Genomic DNA, 17,121 nt, shown 5'->3' on the forward strand with positions numbered 1-17,121 from the left:
CGAGGAGCGTGGCCGAAACGTGGCCGCGCTCCTCCGTCGTCGCAGGCCATCGGCGGGTAGCCTGCGACCCGTGGAAATGACACTGCCGCCGCCCGCCCTCGCTGATCCAGGCCCGGACGCCCGGTCGCGGCGCCCGCTGCGCCTGCCGGTCGCCGTGGCGCTGGCAGTGGCGGCCGGCCTCGCGGTGCTCGCCGCGCTGCCGCCGTTCGGCCTGTGGTGGCTGGCCCCGGGCGGGGTGGCCCTGCTCGCCGGCGCGGTGCACCGGCGGCGCCTGCGCGCCGGTTTCGGCCTCGGGACGCTCGCCGGCCTGGTGCTGTTCGTCCCCCTGCTGGAGTGGACCACGATCGGCGCCGGCTGGCTGCCGTGGATCATCCTGTCCGTCTCCCAGGCGCTGTTCCTGGGCCTGGCCGGGCTCGCCGGGGCCTGGGCCTCGCCGCTGGTGGAGCGGTGGCCGGCGCTGTGGCCGCTCTGGGGCGGACTGCTGTGGACCAGCATGGAGGCGTTGCGCGACCGCGCCCCGTTCGGCGGCTTCCCCTGGGGCCGGCTGGCGTTCAGCCAGGGCGACGCCCCGTCGCTGCGGCTGGCCGCGTGGGGCGGCGCGCCGCTGGTCACGTTCGCGGTCGCCGCGGCGGGTGGGGCGCTGGTGGCGATCGCCCTGCACCGCACCCCGCGCCGGGCCGCCCTGTTCGCGGTGGCCGCCGCCGTCACGATGGGCGCGCCGGCCGCCGTCCCGCTCACCCAGCCGGGCGGCGCCACCTCGACCGTCGCGCTGGTCCAGGGCAACGTGCCCCGGCTCGGGCTGGACTTCAACGCCCAGCGCCGCGCCGTGCTGGACAACCACGTCAACGGCACCCGGCAGCTGGCCGCCGAGGTCGCCGCCGGCCGGCAGCCGCAGCCCGACCTGGTGGTCTGGCCGGAGAACTCCAGCGACATCGACCCGCTGCGCAACGCCGACGCGGCCGCCGCGATCTCCTCGGCCGCCGACACGATCGACGCGCCGATCCTGGTCGGCACGCTGCAGCGCACCGACGTGCCCGGCGACATCTACAACGTCGGCATCCTGTGGCGCCCGGGCACCGGTCCGGACCACTCCCAGCAGTACGAGAAGCGCCACCCCGTCCCGTTCGCCGAATACATGCCGCTGCGCTCGGTCGCCCGGCTCGTCACCGACAAGGTCGACCTGGTGCGCAACATGCTTGCGGGTGACGCCCCCGGCGTGGTCGACACCGGCGGCGGGATCGTCGGCGACGTCATCTGCTTCGAGGTGGCCTACGACGGGATCGTGCGGGACACCGTCACCGGCGGGGCGCAACTGCTCGCCGTGCAGACCAACAACGCCACCTTCAACGAGGCCGAAGCCCTGCAGCAGCTCGCCATGGTGCGGCTGCGCGCTGTCGAGCACGGCCGCAACGGATTGATGGTCTCCACGGTCGGCGTGTCCGCTTTCGTGGACGCCGAAGGCGATGTGTATGGTTCGACCGGTTTCAACACTGCTGCGGTGGTGGTCCGTGACATCCACCTGGATGGACCGCGTACGCTGGCGACTCGTTCGGGCATCTGGCCCGAGGTGATCGCGGTCTTCCTGACGCTGATCGCCCTCGCCGCCGTGCTGCCTCTACGCCGTCGGCGCGACGACACGAGCAGCACGGGTGATCAGGCTACGGAGGAACGGTGAGCGAGGCGGAAGGCTACCCGGGAGTGGGACGGGTCCTCGTGATCATCCCGACGTACAACGAGGCGGACAACGTCCGGTCGATCACCGAGCGGGTGCGCACGGCGGTTCCCGAGGTCGACATCCTGGTCACCGACGACAACTCGCCGGACGGCACCGGCGCCATCGCCGACGAGCTCGCGGTCGCCGACGATCACATCTTCGTGCTGCACCGGGCCGGCAAGGAAGGGCTCGGCGCGGCCTACAAGGCCGGCTTCGCCTGGGCCAAGGACAAGGGCTACGACGCGGTCGTCGAGATGGACGCGGACGGCTCGCACGCCCCCGAGGAGCTGTCGAAGCTGCTCGACGCGCTCGGCGACCACGACGTGGTGCTCGGCACCCGCTACATCCCCGGCGGCAGCGTGCACAACTGGCCGATCCACCGGCTGCTGCTCTCGCGGGGCGGCAACATCTACATCCGGATGGCGCTGGGCATGCCGTTCAAGGACGCCACGGGCGGCTACCGGGCGTACCGGATCGGCGTCCTCGACAAGATCGACGTGGCCTCCATCGCCTCCACCGGCTATTCGTTCCAGGTGGAGATGGCCTGGCGGTCCTTCCGGCAGGGTTACCGGATCATCGAGGTGCCGATCACGTTCACCGAACGCGAACACGGCGTCAGCAAGATGAGCGGCAACATCTTCAAGGAACAGCTGCTCAGGGTCACTCTGTGGGGCGCGCAGGCACGCCGGGACAGTCTGCTCAATCTCCTCAACCGCAAACCGCGACAGGGTTCCACCTGGCCGTGAGGTGGCATGCTTGACCCGGGCCCGGGCGTTGCGGGCCCGGGATTGCGGAGGACGAACCCCATGCGGCGAAGCAGACTGGCCTACCTACCCCTCGCGTTCCCGCTCCTGGCGTTCGCGGAGATCATGACCTTCCTGGCGGTCTCGCACGCCATCGGCACCGGCTGGGCGATGCTCATCCTGGTCGTCAGCACCATCACCGGCTTCGCTCTGCTGCGCCGCGAGGGCATCCGCGGCTGGCACGCCTTCCAGGACGCCGCCCGCGCCGGCCGCCCGCCCGGCGCCGAGGTCTCGCACTCCCTGATCGGCCTCGGCGGCGCGCTGCTGCTCGCCATCCCCGGCTTCATCACCGGCGTCGCCGGCCTGCTCCTTCTGCTGCCACCCGGCCGCATCCTCGCCCGCCGCGGCGTCGAGCGCTTCGCCCAGCGCAACCTCGGCGGCGCCGTCACCAGCGACCTCTTCGGCCCCCGCCGCGTCAAGGTCCACCCCGGCGACCCGGTCACCGTCGTCGTCCGCGACGACGAGCCCCGTCCTCCGGCCGGCGCCATCGAAGGCGAGATCGTCCGCTGAGCGGGGCTGTCGCGCTTTCCTGACTTCGGATGTACGCGCCAGGCCCTCCCCAACCGCACCTATGACGTCCCGGGCCACCACGCGGCCGCCCTGCACCGGCACGGCCACAGCGCGACCGCCGGGCCGAAGCGGCCCGTCGCGCTTCGGGCCCACCCGTAGCCCTGCGCGGCGCGCCTGCCGCCCGCCCGTCGCGCTCGTTCGCCCGGTCGAAGCGCACCGTCCCGCTTCCGAGCCGCCCATGCGATGAACCTGCACGTGCCCTTGCCTGCCGGACCGACGTCGATGCCGACGCGGAGACGAGTGCGCTTTGCGATGACGTGGCGCGTTAATCGGATAGCTCCGTTCGGGGCCCGAACGGCCGCAGGACGCACGCGAAAGGGCCGCCCCGGCGACGGGACGGCCCTTCTGGTCGAGTGCGGTCAGCGTCCGCGGCGGGTGCGGACCTCCTGCAGTCGCTCGTTGAGAATGTCCTCGAGCTCGGCGATCGAACGCCGCTCGAGCAGCATGTCCCAGTGGGTGCGCGGTGGCTTGGCCTTCTTCTGCTCCGGCTCGTTGCCGTCGACCAGCCGGGCCACGCTGCCGTCGAACTTGCACTCCCAGGTGGTGGGCACCTCGGCGTCGACAGCGAACGGAACCTCGAACTGGTGACCCTTGACGCACAGGTACTCACGGGTCTGTCGGGGCGCCAGCTCGGTGTTACGGTCGGACTCGTAGCTGACTGCGCCTAGACGGCTGCCGCGCAGCATGCGTTCGCCCATGATCGGCTTTCCCCTCGCTCGTGGTGCTGCTCTCGTTGGTGTAACGAAAGGGGCGGCCGCTGGATTCCTGCCATCGGCTTCTCTCCGGCGCCGCCGTAATGTGTCTGTCCGGACCGCCGGTATCGGCGGAGTTAACGCTATGAGCGTAACCGGCCGCACCCGTTACACGGCAAACCGAACCGGTGTGCGAGTGGACCTTGGTCCACTTTACGGGGGTTTGCGACTTGTGCGGGTGCTGCGATGTCAGTCACTCACTCTGATTCACCGGTAATTAACGCACCTTTGGGTTGGCAGCCGGTTGGCGATCGGTAGCGATCTGGTAGCAGTCACCCGGGGATTCGCCCTTCTTGATGCGTTTCGTGCGCCTCCCTTACGTGAGAAATCTCGCCCTGTCGATAGCACGACCGCAGGGAACTCGATCACGTCCCGGTGGCCGCCCCCGGACCCCAGCCCCGCACCCGCCGAAGCCGAGCCAGGCCCCCGCCAAGACCGCGGCCGGCACCGCGCAAGAGAGCCGCCACGGCGGCGCTTGCGTGTGAAGTCGGGGTCGCTATGGGGGCGTAACTTCACACGCTGGGTGGGGGTCAGCTGCTCGTGGAGGCGGCGGGCTGGGCGGGCGCCGGACGGGCGGAACCGAGCGACGCGAGCGCTGACGCCAAGTCGCTGACCTGGGAAGTCAGCTGGGCGACGCGGGTCTGTGCGGCCTCGGCGTCCGACAGGGCCGCGGCCAGGCGTCGCTCCAGGTCCGTGCGGTCGTTGGCGGCGCGGTCCAGATCGGCGATGGTACGGCGGAGCGCGTCACGCTCGGCCATGACGTCCTTGAGCTCCTCGCCCACGACCGCCGACGTGGCCCGCACCCGCTCCAGCTCAGCGGCGGAGGCGGCCCGCACCTGCTGCAGCTCGGCCGCCGACGCGGCCCGTGCCTGCTCCAGCTCGGCGGCAGCCGCGGCACGAACCTGCTGGAGCTCGGCGGCGGACGCGGTGCGGGCGTCCTCAAGAGCGGACACCCGGCGGGCGGCCTCGTCGAGCCGCGACTGCAGCTGGGCGACCTGGTCCCGGGCGGCGGACAGTTCCTGCTGGGCGGCTTCGGTCGTACGCCGGAGATCTGTCGCGTCCTTGAGGGCCGTGGTCAGGTCCCGTTCGGCGGCGTCGCGCTGGTTGCGCATCTCGGTCAAGGCGTGCCGCGCCTCGCTCAGTTCGGCGGCCGCGGCGTCGCGTTCGGCCTCGGCCCGTTCGCGCAGCGCGGCCGCCGCGGTGGCCGTGCGCACCGCCTCGTCGCGTGCCGTGACCGCCTCCTGGGACCGTTTCCCGGCCTCTTCGGCCGCCCGTTCCGCGTCCGCCGCCCGCTGCCGGGCCTCGTCGCGTTCCGCGGTGGCCGCCACGGCGATCCGCTGCGCCGCCGCGGTCGTGGCCTCGGCCTGCTCGGCGTCGCGGCGGGCGTCGTCGCGTTCCGCGTGCGCGGCGGCGACCTGCCGGGACGTCTCCGCGCGCACCTCGGCGACCTGCCGCTCGACGCCCGCCGGGGACATCTCCGAGTGCAGCGCCTCGGTGAGGGTGCCGACCAGCGTGTCCAGGCGGTCGACGACCTCCCAGGTGCGCGCGACCGAACCGGCCAGGCCGGGGGAGGAGCGGTGCCGCATCCGCACGTTACGGGAGGCGCGCTGGCACTCGCCGTCGTTGTCGCGGCAGTAGCGGAACGGGCGGCCAGCCGAGGCGCGCTGCGGCACCGGGCGACCGCAGTGCGAGCAGGGCCGGGTCTCGGCTTCGGGTTCAGGCGCAGTCATAGCGCCCTAAACCCTAGGCCGAGGTCCCACCCACGGCCGGTAGCGACACCGACAAGGTCACCAACCACGCCGTACGACCGGGGTCGACGTCCCCGGTGGTGACCTACAGCCGGCCGGCGACGCGCAGGTGACTGAGGCGCCGACGGCCCGCAGCACGGCCGCCGGGCTGGTCATCGATTGTTATGATCAGCCCGGCGCGTGGTTCTCCGGTGGGTCGGCGCTCTCCTCGGCATGGTTGCCGTGAGCGTCGCCGCTATCAGTTCCGTGCACCTCGTCGGATGGGCCCTGCTGCTCCTGAGAGAGAACTTCCCCAACGCGTCTCTTGTTGGTGGGTGCGGCCTGATCGTGAGCCCAACCGTCGTCGTCTGGATCAGGAGACGACTTCGGCGCACGCGCTGCGCCGTTTCGCCGCCGGTGCGGGCTGGCAGCATGTCGATGCGGGGCGCCACGACTGGCCCTGGACCGACCTGCTTCATCAGGGCGATGAAGTGCGGGCACGAGCGAGAGGCCGGATCCGTATCAGGTCCGCCTGGAGATTTCAGTCCGGCGGCTTCCCGGTGACCGTCGGCGAGGTCAGTTCGACAGGCACGATTCTCGACGGCGTCATCGACCGGGACCACGGTCAGATCGTCTTCGTGCTGATCGACCTGCCTGAGCCCGCCGGGTCCATGTCGATGCGCAGGCGGTTCGAGCATCACGGCGACGGCATCCCGAACAGCGCCGCCCTCGATGTCGCCTTCCTGGGCGGCGAGATCCCGCCGTGGACGGTCCGCGACTACGAGCTCTTCGCCTTTCAGCGGCCCCGGCGCGGCGCCCACCCCGACGGCGTTCGTGAGGCCGTGCGGCGCACCCTGCGTGTCGCTCAGCTACTGGGACTCGGCCCCTCGCAGCCTCGGCCATCGCCACGGGCCTGTGGCGGTGGTCTACCGGGTGGCGGGACCGCTGGTGGGTGAGTTGGCAGCTCCGCCCGGCGGTCGCGGCAATGGCCCGGGTGGCAGTCCGGTCGCGGGGATGCCACGGGACCGGAGCCAGGTCGTACTGAAGAAAGGTTGTCATCTTCGGGGCTGTGGTTCGCGGGCAGGAGCGTCATGTCTTCGGAGATCTAACCGCCGACGAGCGCGAGACAGCCGTTCAGGCGGTGTGTGTTGCCCGGGTGCCCGGCGATCCGCGGGTGAGCGAGGCGGCGACGCGGCTGGCGGGGCGATGGGTCAGGCGGAGGATGCGGCCGGTTCATCAAGCCGTGTTCCTCGGCCTCTTCGTGCTGCTGTCGATCTACTGGGGATCTTCGTGACGCGGTGGGGCTGGCTCGGCGTGCTCTTCTGGCCGGTGATGGCCTGGCTTCCGGTGCGGCTGGAGACCCGCCGGCAGCGCGCCGGCGAACGCCACCTACGCACCGCGGAAGGTGCCTGATCCGTACGCCCGCACCACCGCCGCCATGTCGTCCCCGCCGTGGCCGGCCGCTACCGCCTCCGCGAACAGGTCCCGGCACACCGTCAGCAGCGGCAGGCCGCCGGCCTCGACGATCAGCTCGCTGTTGTAGAGGACATCGCGCACCGACGCCTGGACCTCGAAGTCGCCGTCGGCCAGCTTGCGGGCCTTGATCCGGGACACCGCACTGGCCATCGGGCCCGCGTCCAGCGTCCGCAGGAGCACTTCCGGGTCGAGGCCGTGCAGCGCGGCGAAGTGGAACGCCTCGGCCAGGCCGGTGACCATGCTGATCAGGAACGTGTTGACGGCCAGTTTCATCCGCAGCCCGCCGGGGACGGCGCCGCAGGGGACCACCGACGAGCACATCGGGGCCAGCAGCGGCGCGACCCGGTCGGCGGCAGGCCGGGGACCGGCCAGCATCGCCACGAGCTGGCCGGCCGCTGCCGGGCCGCGGGAACCGGAGACCGGCGCCTCGACGTACGACCCACCGAGCGCCTGGACGCGGGCCGACAACTCGGCCGAGTACGAGGGGGCGACAGTGCCCATGTTGACCACGATCCGGCCGGAGAGCGGGCAGCCGTCCAGCACCTCGTCGATCACGTGGTCGTTAGCGAGCATCAGGATGACGATCTCGGCGGCGGCGAACACCTCGGACGGCGCGGCGGCCACGGTGGCGCCGGCCTCGCGCAACTCACCGAGGGCGGGGGTGGAGCGGTTCCAGACGACGAGGGGGACGGCGGCGCGGGCGAGGTTCAGGGCCATCGGCCGGCCCATCACCCCGAGGCCGAGGAAGCCAACGGTCACCCGCCGGACGTTACGCAGCGACCGGCGGGGCCGCCGCGTCCAATCGGGCGGAATTGGTCTGCTCCCGCATGCCCCACGGCGAGCCGTACGCCACCAGCAGGTCCAGGAAGGGCTTGGGCGGGAACGCTTCGGGGCCGAGCACCCCGGCGCCGGACCACACGCCGGCGGCGAGCAGTTCCAGGGCCACCACCGGGTTCACGGCTGTCTGCCACACCACGGCCTGACTGCCGTACTCCGTCATCGACCACTCGTTGTCGACGACGTGGTAGAGGTACACCTCTTTCTCGACGCCGGCACGCTTACCGCGTACCCACGTCCCTGCGCATGTCTTGCCTCGCATGCGCTCGCCCAGCGTGGCCGGATCCGGCAGCGAGGCCGCGACCACGTCTCGCGGTGAGACCGCGACCGGGCCGCCGGGGCCGGGCACCTTGACCGTCTGGGTCCTGTCCAGCCCGAGCTGGTGCAGCGTCTTGAGCGTGCCGATGAACTGCTCGCCGAGGCCGTACTTGAAGGTGACCCGCCGCGCACCCACCCACCGGGGGATCAGCAGCACCTCCTCGTGCTCCACGTTGACGCACTCGACCGGGCCGATGCCCTCCGGGAAGTCGAACACCTCGGGCTCGCTGAACGGCGCCGTGGTGAACCAGCCCTTGTCCTTCTCGTAGACGACCGGCGGGTTCAGGCATTCCTCGATCGTCGTCCAGATGTTGAACGACGGGGCGAAGTCGTAGCCGTCGACGGACAGGTTGGCCCCGTCGCGGATGCCCACCTCGTCGATCTCGTCGAACAGTTCGTCGGCCGCGTACCGGGCGAACACGTCGGAGAGGCCCGGCTCGACGCCGATGCCGACCAGCGCGAGCAGGCCAGCCCGCTCCCACTGGGCGCTCTGCTCGAACTGCGCGTCGCCGAGCTTGATCCCGCACTCCTCGTACGGCCGGGACGGATGCGGCCGGGACAGCGACATCGCCATGTCGAGATAGGTCGCGCCGGCCGCGCGGGCCGCCTCGAACAGCGGCATCACGAACCGCGGGTCGGTCGCGTTCAGCAGCACGTCGCTGCCGGTCTCGCGGAGCAGCGCCGCGACGGCGGCGCGGTCGGCGGCGTCGATCTGCGCGGCCCGGAAGCGGGGGTCGTCCAGGAAGCCCACCGCGGCCGACGCCCGCGCCAGGTCGTAGTCGGCCACCACCATCTCGTCGAAGAACGGGCGCCGGGCCGCGATCCGGGTGATCGCTGTGCCGACACCCCCAGCACCCACCAGGAGGATTCGCATGGGGCACATGAAACGCGTGTTGCGTTCCTAAGGTCAACTGTGTTGGCATAAGGACATGCCGAAGCCTGTCGTGCCGGAGGAGAAGCGCCGCCGCCGGCGCCCCACCCGCAGCGGCACCGTCCTGTCCGAGCAGCTCATCGTCGACGCCGCCCTGCGCCTGCTGCGCGAGCACGGCAGTGCCGGCCTCACCGCGCGCCGGCTCGGCCTCGCGCTGGACTGCGACCCGAGCGCGCTCTACCGCTACTTCCGTGGCATGGACGAGATCATCCTGGCGATCGGCGACGCGCTGATCGGGCAGGCCTTGCGCGGCTGGTCACCGAGCGGTGAGTGGCGCGACGACCTGCGCGCGCTGGGCAAGCGCATCCACGCCGCCTACATCGCCCACCCGCAGGCCGCGGTGCTCACCACCAGCCGGGTCACCGGGCGCCCCAACGAGCTCGCCGCCGACGAGGCGGTCCTCGCCGTGCTGCACTCCGCCGGGCTGCCGGTCCCGCAGGCCGTCCGGGTCTATCACGCCTTCATCGACCAGACCCTGGCGTTCGCCGCCCTGGACGCGGCGTCACTGGCGCTGCCCAACGCCGCCCTGCTCGCCGAGGAGCAGGTGTGGCGGTCCACGTACGCGCGGCTGCCCGCGGCCACCCACCCGCATGTCGCGGAGGTGGCGCCGTTGCTGGCCGCGGAGATGGTCGGCAGTGCGTACCCGGCCGCTCTGGAACTGCTCCTCGACGGCATCGCCGCCCACCGCCCGACTGTGTGAAGTTGGGGTGCGATACGCACCCGAACTTCACACACAGGGCGTTGGCCCTCTGCCGTCGGCAGATTGCCTGCCGGCCGGTGGGCGCGGCGACGTAGCGTCGGCACGCATGGAGATGGTGACGATCACCCCGCGGCTGGTGATGCTGGCCTTCCCGGTGGGCCACGCATACCTGTGGCTCGACGACGACGGGCTCACCCTGATCGACACCGGCGTGCCCGGCTCCGCCCCGGAGATCGCGCGGGCGATCGGCGAACTCGGCCACTCCGCGCGGGACCTGCGCCGGGTGCTGCTCACCCACTTCCACGAGGACCACGCCGGGTCGGCCGCCGCAGTGGCCGGCTGGGGCGACGTCGAGATCATCGCCCACCGGGCGGACGCGCCGATGATCCGTGGGCAGGCCGCCGGGCCGCCACCGGTGCTTTCCGACTGGGAGGCGCGGTTGTGGGACCAGGTGCACGCCGGGATGCCCGACGAGCCGGCGCCTCCGGTGCGAGTGGATCGCGAGCTCGGCGACGGCGACGAGATCGACCTCGGCGGGGGAGTGCGCGCCGTCAGCGTCGCCGCGCCCGGTCACACCCCCGGCAGCGTCGCGTTCTTCCTGCCGGAGCCGCGGATCCTGTTCACCGGCGACACGATCGCCCGGGCCCCGGACGGCGCGGTGATGGTGGGCGTCTTCAACGCCGACCCGGAGCGGGCCGTGCTCTCGTTCCACCGGCAGGCCGGCCTCGGCGCCGACATCGCCTGCTTCGGTCACGGCGAGCCGCTGACCAGTGGCGCCGCCGCCCGGCTGCGGGAGGCCGCCCCTCAATAGATCGACTCGGGCTCGCCGTCGGAGTTCTGCAGCCCACAGTTGCAAGAGCTTGGCAACAACCCACCGCTCTCAATATGCTGCGGGAAGTCGGGCCCGGTGCCCCGGCGTCCCTCGGAAGGGCGTGCCATGGACGTGACGGCGATGCACATCGCCAACGGGATCATCAACGGTCCCGTTTCGATGATTTTCTTGCTGGTGGCGCTCGCCGGGCTGGCGGTCTGCGTCTGGCGGGCGCAGGCCGACCTGGACGACCGGCTGGCCCCGATGGCGGGCCTGGTCGCCGCCTTCATCTTCGCCGTGCAGATGCTCAACTTCCAGGTGCTGCCCGGTGTCTCCGGTCACCTGCTGGGCGGCACCCTCGCGGTCATCCTGGTCGGCCCGTGGGTCGGGTCGCTCTGCGTCGCCACGGTGCTGTTCGTGCAGTGCCTGCTGTTCGCCGACGGCGGCCTCACCGCGATCGGGCTCAACATCACCAACATGGCCCTGCTCGGGACCGCCGCGGCGTACCTGCTGGTGGCCCTTCTGCTCCGGGTCTTGCCGCGCACAGCCGGCGGCCTCGGCGCCACCGCCTTCATCGCCTCGGTGATCGGCGTCGTGGTGGCCTCGCAGGGCTTCGTCCTGCAGTACGCGCTCGGCGGCACCACCGAGCTGCCGATGACCGGCGTCGCCGCCACGATGGCCGGCGTGCACGTGCTGATCGGCATCGGCGAGGGCCTGATCGCCGCCACCACCGTGGTCACCGTCGCGCGGGTGCGTCCCGACCTGGTCTACGCGCTGCGCCGCTTCCGCAGACCCACCATCGAGAAGGTCGGAGCCGCCGCATGAACTTCAGACTCGGCCGGTTCCTCGCCACCGGCCTGCTGTTCTCGCTGCTGCTGGCCGGGGTGGTCAGCAACTTCGCCTCCGGCAGCCCGGACGGCCTGGACCACGCGGCGCGCGAGGGCTGCACGTTCAACGCCGACGGCGAGATCACCGGCGGCACCTGCATGGCCCAGCAGGAGGGCGACCACCAGCTGGGCGACAGCCCGCTCGCCGATTACGGCATCCGCGGCATCGACAACGAGTTCGTGTCCACCGGCCTGTCCGGCGTGCTCGGCGTGCTGGTCACCTTCGCGATCGGCGGCGGCCTCTTCTGGCTGGTCCGGCGCCGCGACAGAGCACCTTCATAGCGTACGGGCCATGCCCGGTCCCGGGGCCGCACCGCGACCTCACTGCCGGGGCCGGGCCGCAGGGCGGGGCACCCTCGTCGTACCCGCCAAGATCGTCGCTTAGCCTGCAACCATGTCGCGAACGTCGTTGCTGCTGGTGTCCGACCTGTCGTACCCCGCCGCGGGGCGCCGCTACGGCGACGAGGACGTGTGGCTGTCCGCCCGGCTGCGCCAGGACTTCGACGTCGCGATCTGCTCTCCCCTCGACGCGACCGCGCTGATGCCGTCCTTCGACCTGGTGCTGGTCCGCAACTCCGGCCCGGTGATCCACTACCGGGAGGCCTACGACCGGTTCCGGGAGGCGGCTGCCGCCTCCGGGACGGTGGTGGTCAACCCGCTGACCGGCCGCGGCGACCAGCGGGGCAAGGGCTACCTGCTGGAACTGTCCCGGGCCGGTGAGCCGGTCATCCCCACCGTCGACCGGCCGGCCGACCTCGACAGGTTGCCGCCGGCGGCCGAGTACGTGGTCAAGCCGGTACTCGGCGCCGACTCGATCGGGCTACGGTTCGTGGACCGGTCCGAGCTGGCCGCGGCCGACGTCGACGGGTGCCTGATCCAGCCCCGGGTCGACGTGCGGCACGAGATCTCCTTCGTGTTCGTGGGCCGGACGTTCTGCTATGCGATCTACGCCCCCGACCGGTCCCGCCGCTGGGACCTGACGCCGTACGACGCGAGCGCCGAGGAGATCGCGTTCGCGCAGCGGTTCGTGGACTGGAACAGCCTCGACAAGGGGGTGCAGCGGGTGGACGCCTGCCGCACACGCGACGGTGACCTGCTGCTGGTGGAGCTGGAGGACCTCAACCCGTACCTCTCCCTGGACGTGCTGCCGGCCGAGGTGCGCGAGTCCTTCTGCCGCGACCTGGTTCACAGCCTGTGCGGACGGTGACCCTGGACGGACCCGCCGATTTCATGCGAACGGTATCCGCGCCCAGCTCCACATCCGGCACCGGCGTGCGCCGATCCGTTCGCTGACGTCAAATGTCGAGCCCATCGCCCTCGGGTCGCTCTGCGGCGTCAGTAGCAACTGCCGCAGGTCGGGTTGGTGCCCTTACGCGCAGGCGGATAGACGCTGCCCACGTACGGTGCGGTGGTGACCTCCTTGGCGACGAGCGGGTCCGTCACGTCGAGCCACTTCGATGTCGCGGTCATGCCGTTCTCCGCGACGGTCACCTGGACACATGCGATACGTGAGTGTTCGCCGGCCAGGACGCAGACGCCGTAGTCGCCAGGGAACGGCTGCACGATCGCGGCGCCGAACTCGGGCGTCACGTTGAGGGTCTCGAACAGCCGGACCTGGTAGCCGGCCGAGTGGCCCGTCTCACGGCCCGCCCGGTAGACGGCGAGACGAATACCGCCTCCGGTGACCGTCGGCGCACATTCGACGGCCGTGCCGGAGATGACGAACCAGTCCACCGATTTGTCGCGGATGGCGTTGCCCAAGGAGGCGGTGGCGCACGGAGCCATGGTCCATGGCACCGGGTCCGCGGCCGACACGGGTGCAGGGCCGGCGAGCACGGTTGCCAGGGCCGCGGCGAACGCGGCTGCGCTGAGGCGAAGCATCAGGATACCTCCGGTTTTCGGGGGACGGCTGGTCTGCGCCGCGCATCGGCACGGCGCGAGCGGCGCCCGGGAGCAGGGCGAGCTGGAAGCGGCTATGCACGCCGAGGCGGTCCATCAGAGTGCGAAGCGGGTGGCCACGGTGCGGCGGCTGAGACCGAGTTCGGCGGGCCGCAGCCGCGCCCGCGCTGAACACGTCCTCCATGTTGATCGTCCGGTGCCGGCAGCCTCCTCCGTGACAGCATTCACGAAGACTGAACCCCGTCCTGGCCATAGGCACCAGCCCCGAACGCCGAATCCTTGCTCATTTGCGCAGGGCGATCCATGCGCGCATACGAGATGGGCCTCAGGCTGAGCCGCGGACCAGCAGCTCGCCGCTGAGCACCACGACGCCCGGCGGGCTGCCGTCGAGCAGCTGTTGGACCCGGCCCACCGCGAGCTCGCCCATGCGGCGTTCGTCGAGGTGGACGGTGGTCAGTGGAGGGTCGAGCAGCTCACCGACGTCGAGGCCGTCGAAGCCGACTAGCGCGAGGTCGCCGGGGATGCGCAGGCCGAGCCGGCGAGCTGCCCGGTGAGCACCGACTGCCACCAGATCGTCGAAGGCGAACACGGCGGTGACGTCCGGACGGGTCTCGTGCAGTGTGACCAGGCCGGCCTCGCCGCCGGCCATGGTCTGCTCGACGTCCACGACAGCGTCGTCGCCGATCGTCAGGGCGTTCACGGCGGCGCCGCTGAGGAAGGCCGCGCGGCGGGTGTGGTCGGCGGCCCGCGGGCAGTCGATCATGCCGATCCGTTGGTGGCCGCGATCCCGGAGGTGGCGTATCGCGGCGTGGATGCCGGTCCGGGTGTCGATGTCGACGGCGCTGAACGCCGGGTCCAGCGGTTGCCGGCTCATCAGCTGGCCCGGCTGACCCGCCGGCGGCGCGCGGCGGAGCCGGGGCCTCGCCAATCCCATGATCAGCAGTCCCTGGCCGGGTCGTTCCGGTCGCCTGATCATGAGGACGGCGCCGCGCCCGCGGTCCAGTCCCGGCGGCCCCGCGAGGAACCCATGTCTCAGCCGAACACCGCACTCGTCTTCGTCAAGGAGTTCGTCCGCAGCCCGCTGTCGGTCGCCTCCGTGGTCCCGAGCAGCAGACGGCTCGCCGGGCGGGTGTCGGCGCCGGTCCCGGCCGACGGCGATCCGGTTGTCGTGGAGCTCGGCCCGGGGACCGGCGCCTTCACCGAGACCATCCAGTTGATGCTCGGCGGCCGCGGCAGCCACATCGCCATCGACGTCAACGAGCGCTTCACCACCCTGCTCGCGGAACGGTTCGGCGGTCTGGACGCGGTCACCGCCGACGCCCGGCAACTGCCCGCCGTCCTGGCCCGGCGCGGCCACGCGCACGCCGACGTCATCGTCAGCGGCCTGCCGTGGGCGCTGTTCCCGCCGGATGAGCAGCAGGGCATCCTCGACACGGTGACAGCCGTGCTGCCGCCCGGCGGCGCCTTCACCACCTTCGCCTACGTGCACGCCCGCTGGTCCGCGCCGGCCCGCCGTTTCCGCCGCGAGTTGGAGAGCCGCTTCGAGGAGGTGGTGCTGGGTCGTACGGTATGGGCGAACTTTCCACCCGCCCTGGTCTATCACTGCCGCCGCCCACGCCGCACCGCCCAGGCCGCCGCGCACCCCGCCGGTCGCCGCCGCCTCGTGCCGGCCTGCCGGCCGGTCCCGGCCTAGCGGGGCGAGCCGGTCCGAGGCTCGTTCAAGGGACGCTCGGCCTGCAGCACCCCGAGATGCAGCGGGCAGGCGCAGTGGACGCCTTTGCATAACCTCGACGAGTGGACGACTCGCCGCTGCGCCGCCTCCTCGCTCGTCACCAGGTCGACGATCCGGGCGACCGGACCCCCGAAGCACTGGCCGCTCTCGCGCCGATGCTCGGATGGCGGGCCGCGGACCTGTTCGTGGCGGCCGGCCTTCCGGTTCCGGCGGAGCTGGCGGCCGCGCCGAACCCGACCGGCTCGCCGGGCGTGGGCAGGATCATCGAGCGGGCCGTCATGCTGGGGTCGTCCGAGCGGCGGCAGCTGCACGCCATGATCCGGCGGATGCCGGCAGCGGCGCCGTCCGAGCCGATGCCGGCGCCCCAGCCGGGCCCGGGGCCGCTGTTGCACGCACTCGCGCGCAACCGGGGCATGCGCCGGGTCGACGTCCGGACTCTCATGCTCGTCGGCGACGGACCGTACGTCTCGCAGTCCACAGTGCACATGGTGTGCTCGGGCCGGGCGGAGCTGACGCCGCGATATGTGAGCGCGTTCGCCGCCCTGTTCGGGATGCCGGTGGACGACCTGGCCGCGGCCACCGGAGTCGGCGGCGCGCCGGACAACCGCCGGCACCCCGACTCGGCCGCACTCGCGGAACTCGCCTGGGACGCCCGCCGGCTGACCGTCGAGCAGATCCGGGACGTGCTGGACGCGGCCACCAGCTCCGGGGACGATCCGCGCCGATACTGCCCGCGCTGCCGCACCCGCCACCACCCCGGGATGCACGAGCCGGAGCCCGGTCTTGACGTGGACACCCTTCCGGCGTACGAGCAGCGGCTCGACGTGCTGCTGCGGGTGCTGAGCCCGGACTGGACGATGCCGCCGTTGCCGTACCGGCTGGACGAGCCGAGAATGCTGCTCAACCGTGTGCACTTCAAACGGACAGAGGTCGCCGACCGCCTCGAGGAACGACCGGACCACGGCGCCGAACTGGCGCCCCGGGTGCTCGACGCGATCCTGTACGAGAACGACGGCAGCCAGGTGCGCCGGTTCGTCAAGGTGATGTGCCGCGCCCTCGGCGAGCGGGCCCTGGCTGAACGGCTCATCGCCGCGGCCGAGACCGGCACACCGCTGGAGCGGGCCGGCGCGGCCCGCGCCTGGCCGTGGATCACCGGGATGTGGGATCCGGGCGCCACGGATCTGCGGCTGCGCTTCCGCGCCGCGGTGGGCCAGGATCTCCCGCTGGTACGGTCGCGCCGTGCTCGACGACCTCTTCGCCCTGCATGAGTCCTCGCTGATCGCGTCGTGGCGGCTGCTCGCCTCGGTGGACGCGATGGGAGACGTGGTCGACGACGGCGCCGCGGTCACCATGGCGCACTCGCATCCGGCCCTGTGCAACGCGCTGCTGCGCACGCCCGGCGGCCTCGATCGGATCCGCGGGCTTTACGGTGAGCGGCACCACGCGGTCTGGGTGCGGGAGCCGGACACCGCGCTCGACGCGCTGCTCACCGCCGCGGATTATCAGCGCGACGAGCGTACCGCGCCGATGGTTCTGGATCTGCGGAAGTGGGACGGGGAGCCTGCCGTTCCGGTGGCGCGGGTGGCGCCGGGTGACGTGGCGGAGCGCAGCGGCGTCGAGGCCGCGATGCTCGCCGGGGTGCCGGGCACCCGTGGCTGGGCGACCGGCGGGTGGGAGTCGTGGGCGATCACGATGGCGGCCGGCACCGTGGAGAACGTCTCGTTCGTCGCCACCCGGGAGGAGTTCCAGCGGCGTGGCCTGAGCCGGGCGGTGATGACGCGGGCGTTGCTGGACGGGCGTGACCGCGGTGCGACGCACGCGACGCTGCAGTCGACGCCCGCCGGGCTGCGGCTCTATCGCGGGCTCGGCTTCCGTGAAGTCGGGCTCTGGCGGGAGTGGGTGCCGGTCACCAGCGGGTGATCTTCGGGCCCGCCGGGAACCAGCGCCGGCCGGACAGCGACCGG

General features: G+C 72.0%; 19 protein-coding genes. 13 read left to right on the forward strand and 6 right to left on the reverse strand.

What is annotated here, in order from left to right:
- Window positions 1-76: 76 nt before the first annotated feature.
- From lnt to AC0NH5_RS38450, 3 genes are read left to right on the forward strand one after another with little or no spacing between them, the layout of a single operon-like run.
- Window positions 77-1,675 (forward strand): apolipoprotein N-acyltransferase, encoded by a 1,599-nt coding sequence (gene lnt, locus AC0NH5_RS38440; protein ID WP_474412607.1) that lies wholly within the window; start codon window positions 77-79, stop codon window positions 1,673-1,675.
- Window positions 1,672-2,460, forward strand: a complete 789-nt coding sequence (locus tag AC0NH5_RS38445) for a polyprenol monophosphomannose synthase (RefSeq protein ID WP_474412531.1) — start codon at window positions 1,672-1,674, stop codon at window positions 2,458-2,460. The genes lnt and AC0NH5_RS38445 overlap by 4 nt, the downstream gene beginning before the upstream one ends.
- 60 nt (window positions 2,461-2,520) lie before the next feature.
- A complete protein-coding gene (locus AC0NH5_RS38450) occupies window positions 2,521-3,027 on the forward strand; it encodes an FxsA family protein (protein ID WP_474412533.1) in 507 nt (168 codons plus the stop codon).
- Window positions 3,028-3,446: 419 nt separating this feature from the next.
- On the opposite strand, the gene AC0NH5_RS38455 is transcribed toward AC0NH5_RS38450, so the two are convergent.
- Both AC0NH5_RS38455 and AC0NH5_RS38460 read right to left on the reverse strand, forming a co-directional pair.
- Window positions 3,447-3,785, reverse strand: a complete 339-nt coding sequence (locus AC0NH5_RS38455; protein ID WP_127552714.1) for an RNA polymerase-binding protein RbpA — start codon at window positions 3,783-3,785, stop codon at window positions 3,447-3,449.
- Window positions 3,786-4,369: 584 nt separating this feature from the next.
- Window positions 4,370-5,569 (reverse strand): coiled-coil domain-containing protein, encoded by a 1,200-nt coding sequence (locus AC0NH5_RS38460; RefSeq protein ID WP_474412535.1) that lies wholly within the window; start codon window positions 5,567-5,569, stop codon window positions 4,370-4,372.
- Between the two features lie 332 nt (window positions 5,570-5,901).
- Here AC0NH5_RS38460 and AC0NH5_RS38465 point away from each other — a divergent pair, with 332 nt between their 5' ends.
- Together AC0NH5_RS38465 and AC0NH5_RS38470 are read left to right on the forward strand one after the other, a co-directional pair.
- The gene (locus AC0NH5_RS38465; RefSeq protein ID WP_474412536.1) at window positions 5,902-6,522 is read left to right on the forward strand and encodes a hypothetical protein; all 621 of its coding nucleotides are present in this window, start codon (window positions 5,902-5,904) and stop codon (window positions 6,520-6,522) included.
- A gap of 334 nt (window positions 6,523-6,856) precedes the next feature.
- The gene (locus tag AC0NH5_RS38470; protein WP_474412538.1) at window positions 6,857-6,979 is read left to right on the forward strand and encodes a hypothetical protein; all 123 of its coding nucleotides are present in this window, start codon (window positions 6,857-6,859) and stop codon (window positions 6,977-6,979) included.
- Here AC0NH5_RS38470 and AC0NH5_RS38475 read toward each other — a convergent pair.
- Together AC0NH5_RS38475 and AC0NH5_RS38480 are read right to left on the reverse strand one after the other, a co-directional pair.
- Window positions 6,956-7,801: an NAD(P)-dependent oxidoreductase gene (locus tag AC0NH5_RS38475; protein ID WP_474412540.1), complete on the reverse strand. Its 846-nt coding sequence runs from the start codon at window positions 7,799-7,801 to the stop codon at window positions 6,956-6,958. The genes AC0NH5_RS38470 and AC0NH5_RS38475 overlap by 24 nt on opposite strands.
- Before the next feature lie 10 nt (window positions 7,802-7,811).
- Window positions 7,812-9,071, reverse strand: coding sequence for a saccharopine dehydrogenase family protein (locus tag AC0NH5_RS38480; RefSeq protein ID WP_474412542.1), 1,260 nt, complete (start codon window positions 9,069-9,071; stop codon window positions 7,812-7,814).
- A gap of 55 nt (window positions 9,072-9,126) precedes the next feature.
- Between AC0NH5_RS38480 and AC0NH5_RS38485 the strand changes: the two genes are divergently transcribed.
- From AC0NH5_RS38485 to AC0NH5_RS38505, 5 genes are all read left to right on the forward strand, one after another.
- Window positions 9,127-9,828 carry a TetR/AcrR family transcriptional regulator gene (locus tag AC0NH5_RS38485; protein WP_474412544.1) on the forward strand — a complete coding sequence of 234 codons (702 nt, stop codon included), beginning with the start codon at window positions 9,127-9,129 and terminating at the stop codon, window positions 9,826-9,828.
- A 106-nt stretch (window positions 9,829-9,934) separates the two neighbouring features.
- On the forward strand, window positions 9,935-10,639 hold the full coding sequence (locus AC0NH5_RS38490; RefSeq protein ID WP_474412545.1) for an MBL fold metallo-hydrolase: 705 nt from the start codon (window positions 9,935-9,937) through the stop codon (window positions 10,637-10,639).
- A 126-nt stretch (window positions 10,640-10,765) separates the two neighbouring features.
- Window positions 10,766-11,464, forward strand: coding sequence for an energy-coupling factor ABC transporter permease (locus tag AC0NH5_RS38495; RefSeq protein ID WP_474412547.1), 699 nt, complete (start codon window positions 10,766-10,768; stop codon window positions 11,462-11,464).
- Window positions 11,461-11,808, forward strand: coding sequence for a PDGLE domain-containing protein (locus AC0NH5_RS38500; RefSeq protein ID WP_474412549.1), 348 nt, complete (start codon window positions 11,461-11,463; stop codon window positions 11,806-11,808). The genes AC0NH5_RS38495 and AC0NH5_RS38500 overlap by 4 nt, the downstream gene beginning before the upstream one ends.
- 112 nt (window positions 11,809-11,920) lie before the next feature.
- Window positions 11,921-12,733: an ATP-grasp domain-containing protein gene (locus tag AC0NH5_RS38505; RefSeq protein WP_474412551.1), complete on the forward strand. Its 813-nt coding sequence runs from the start codon at window positions 11,921-11,923 to the stop codon at window positions 12,731-12,733.
- A gap of 128 nt (window positions 12,734-12,861) precedes the next feature.
- Here AC0NH5_RS38505 and AC0NH5_RS38510 read toward each other — a convergent pair whose 3' ends face one another.
- Both AC0NH5_RS38510 and AC0NH5_RS38515 read right to left on the reverse strand, forming a co-directional pair.
- Entirely contained in the window at window positions 12,862-13,407 is a 546-nt protein-coding gene (locus tag AC0NH5_RS38510; RefSeq protein WP_474412553.1) for a hypothetical protein, read from the reverse strand.
- A gap of 343 nt (window positions 13,408-13,750) precedes the next feature.
- Window positions 13,751-14,359, reverse strand: coding sequence for a LacI family DNA-binding transcriptional regulator (locus AC0NH5_RS38515; RefSeq protein ID WP_474412555.1), 609 nt, complete (start codon window positions 14,357-14,359; stop codon window positions 13,751-13,753).
- Window positions 14,360-14,452: 93 nt separating this feature from the next.
- Between AC0NH5_RS38515 and AC0NH5_RS38520 the strand changes: the two genes are divergently transcribed.
- The 3 genes from AC0NH5_RS38520 (at window position 14,453) to AC0NH5_RS38530 (ending at window position 17,077) form a co-directional block, all read left to right on the forward strand.
- Complete coding sequence (locus tag AC0NH5_RS38520) at window positions 14,453-15,118, forward strand: class I SAM-dependent methyltransferase (RefSeq protein WP_474412557.1); 666 nt, start codon at window positions 14,453-14,455, stop codon at window positions 15,116-15,118.
- Between the two features lie 101 nt (window positions 15,119-15,219).
- Complete coding sequence (locus tag AC0NH5_RS38525) at window positions 15,220-16,425, forward strand: hypothetical protein (RefSeq protein WP_474412559.1); 1,206 nt, start codon at window positions 15,220-15,222, stop codon at window positions 16,423-16,425.
- Entirely contained in the window at window positions 16,397-17,077 is a 681-nt protein-coding gene (locus AC0NH5_RS38530; protein WP_474412561.1) for a GNAT family N-acetyltransferase, read from the forward strand. Before AC0NH5_RS38525 ends, AC0NH5_RS38530 begins: the two co-directional genes overlap by 29 nt.
- The last annotated feature ends 44 nt before the right edge of the window (window positions 17,078-17,121 follow it).

Source organism: Actinoplanes sp. 13 (assembly GCF_056134165.1).

Bases quoted from the DNA above. Each gene is read 5' to 3' on its own strand.
- AC0NH5_RS38490 (WP_474412545.1), top strand. From the start codon at position 9,935: ATGGAGATGGTGACGATCACCCCGCGGCTGGTGATGCTGGCCTTCCCG.
- AC0NH5_RS38450 (WP_474412533.1), top strand. From the start codon at position 2,521: ATGCGGCGAAGCAGACTGGCCTACCTACCCCTCGCGTTCCCGCTCCTG.
- AC0NH5_RS38495 (WP_474412547.1), top strand. From the start codon at position 10,766: ATGGACGTGACGGCGATGCACATCGCCAACGGGATCATCAACGGTCCC.
- AC0NH5_RS38480 (WP_474412542.1), bottom strand. From the start codon at position 9,071: ATGCGAATCCTCCTGGTGGGTGCTGGGGGTGTCGGCACAGCGATCACC.
- AC0NH5_RS38460 (WP_474412535.1), bottom strand. From the start codon at position 5,569: ATGACTGCGCCTGAACCCGAAGCCGAGACCCGGCCCTGCTCGCACTGC.
- lnt (WP_474412607.1), top strand. From the start codon at position 77: ATGACACTGCCGCCGCCCGCCCTCGCTGATCCAGGCCCGGACGCCCGG.
- AC0NH5_RS38485 (WP_474412544.1), top strand. From the start codon at position 9,127: ATGCCGAAGCCTGTCGTGCCGGAGGAGAAGCGCCGCCGCCGGCGCCCC.
- AC0NH5_RS38500 (WP_474412549.1), top strand. From the start codon at position 11,461: ATGAACTTCAGACTCGGCCGGTTCCTCGCCACCGGCCTGCTGTTCTCG.
- AC0NH5_RS38455 (WP_127552714.1), bottom strand. From the start codon at position 3,785: ATGGGCGAACGCATGCTGCGCGGCAGCCGTCTAGGCGCAGTCAGCTAC.
- AC0NH5_RS38520 (WP_474412557.1), top strand. From the start codon at position 14,453: ATGTCTCAGCCGAACACCGCACTCGTCTTCGTCAAGGAGTTCGTCCGC.
- AC0NH5_RS38510 (WP_474412553.1), bottom strand. From the start codon at position 13,407: ATGCTTCGCCTCAGCGCAGCCGCGTTCGCCGCGGCCCTGGCAACCGTG.
- AC0NH5_RS38515 (WP_474412555.1), bottom strand. From the start codon at position 14,359: ATGGGATTGGCGAGGCCCCGGCTCCGCCGCGCGCCGCCGGCGGGTCAG.
- AC0NH5_RS38505 (WP_474412551.1), top strand. From the start codon at position 11,921: ATGTCGCGAACGTCGTTGCTGCTGGTGTCCGACCTGTCGTACCCCGCC.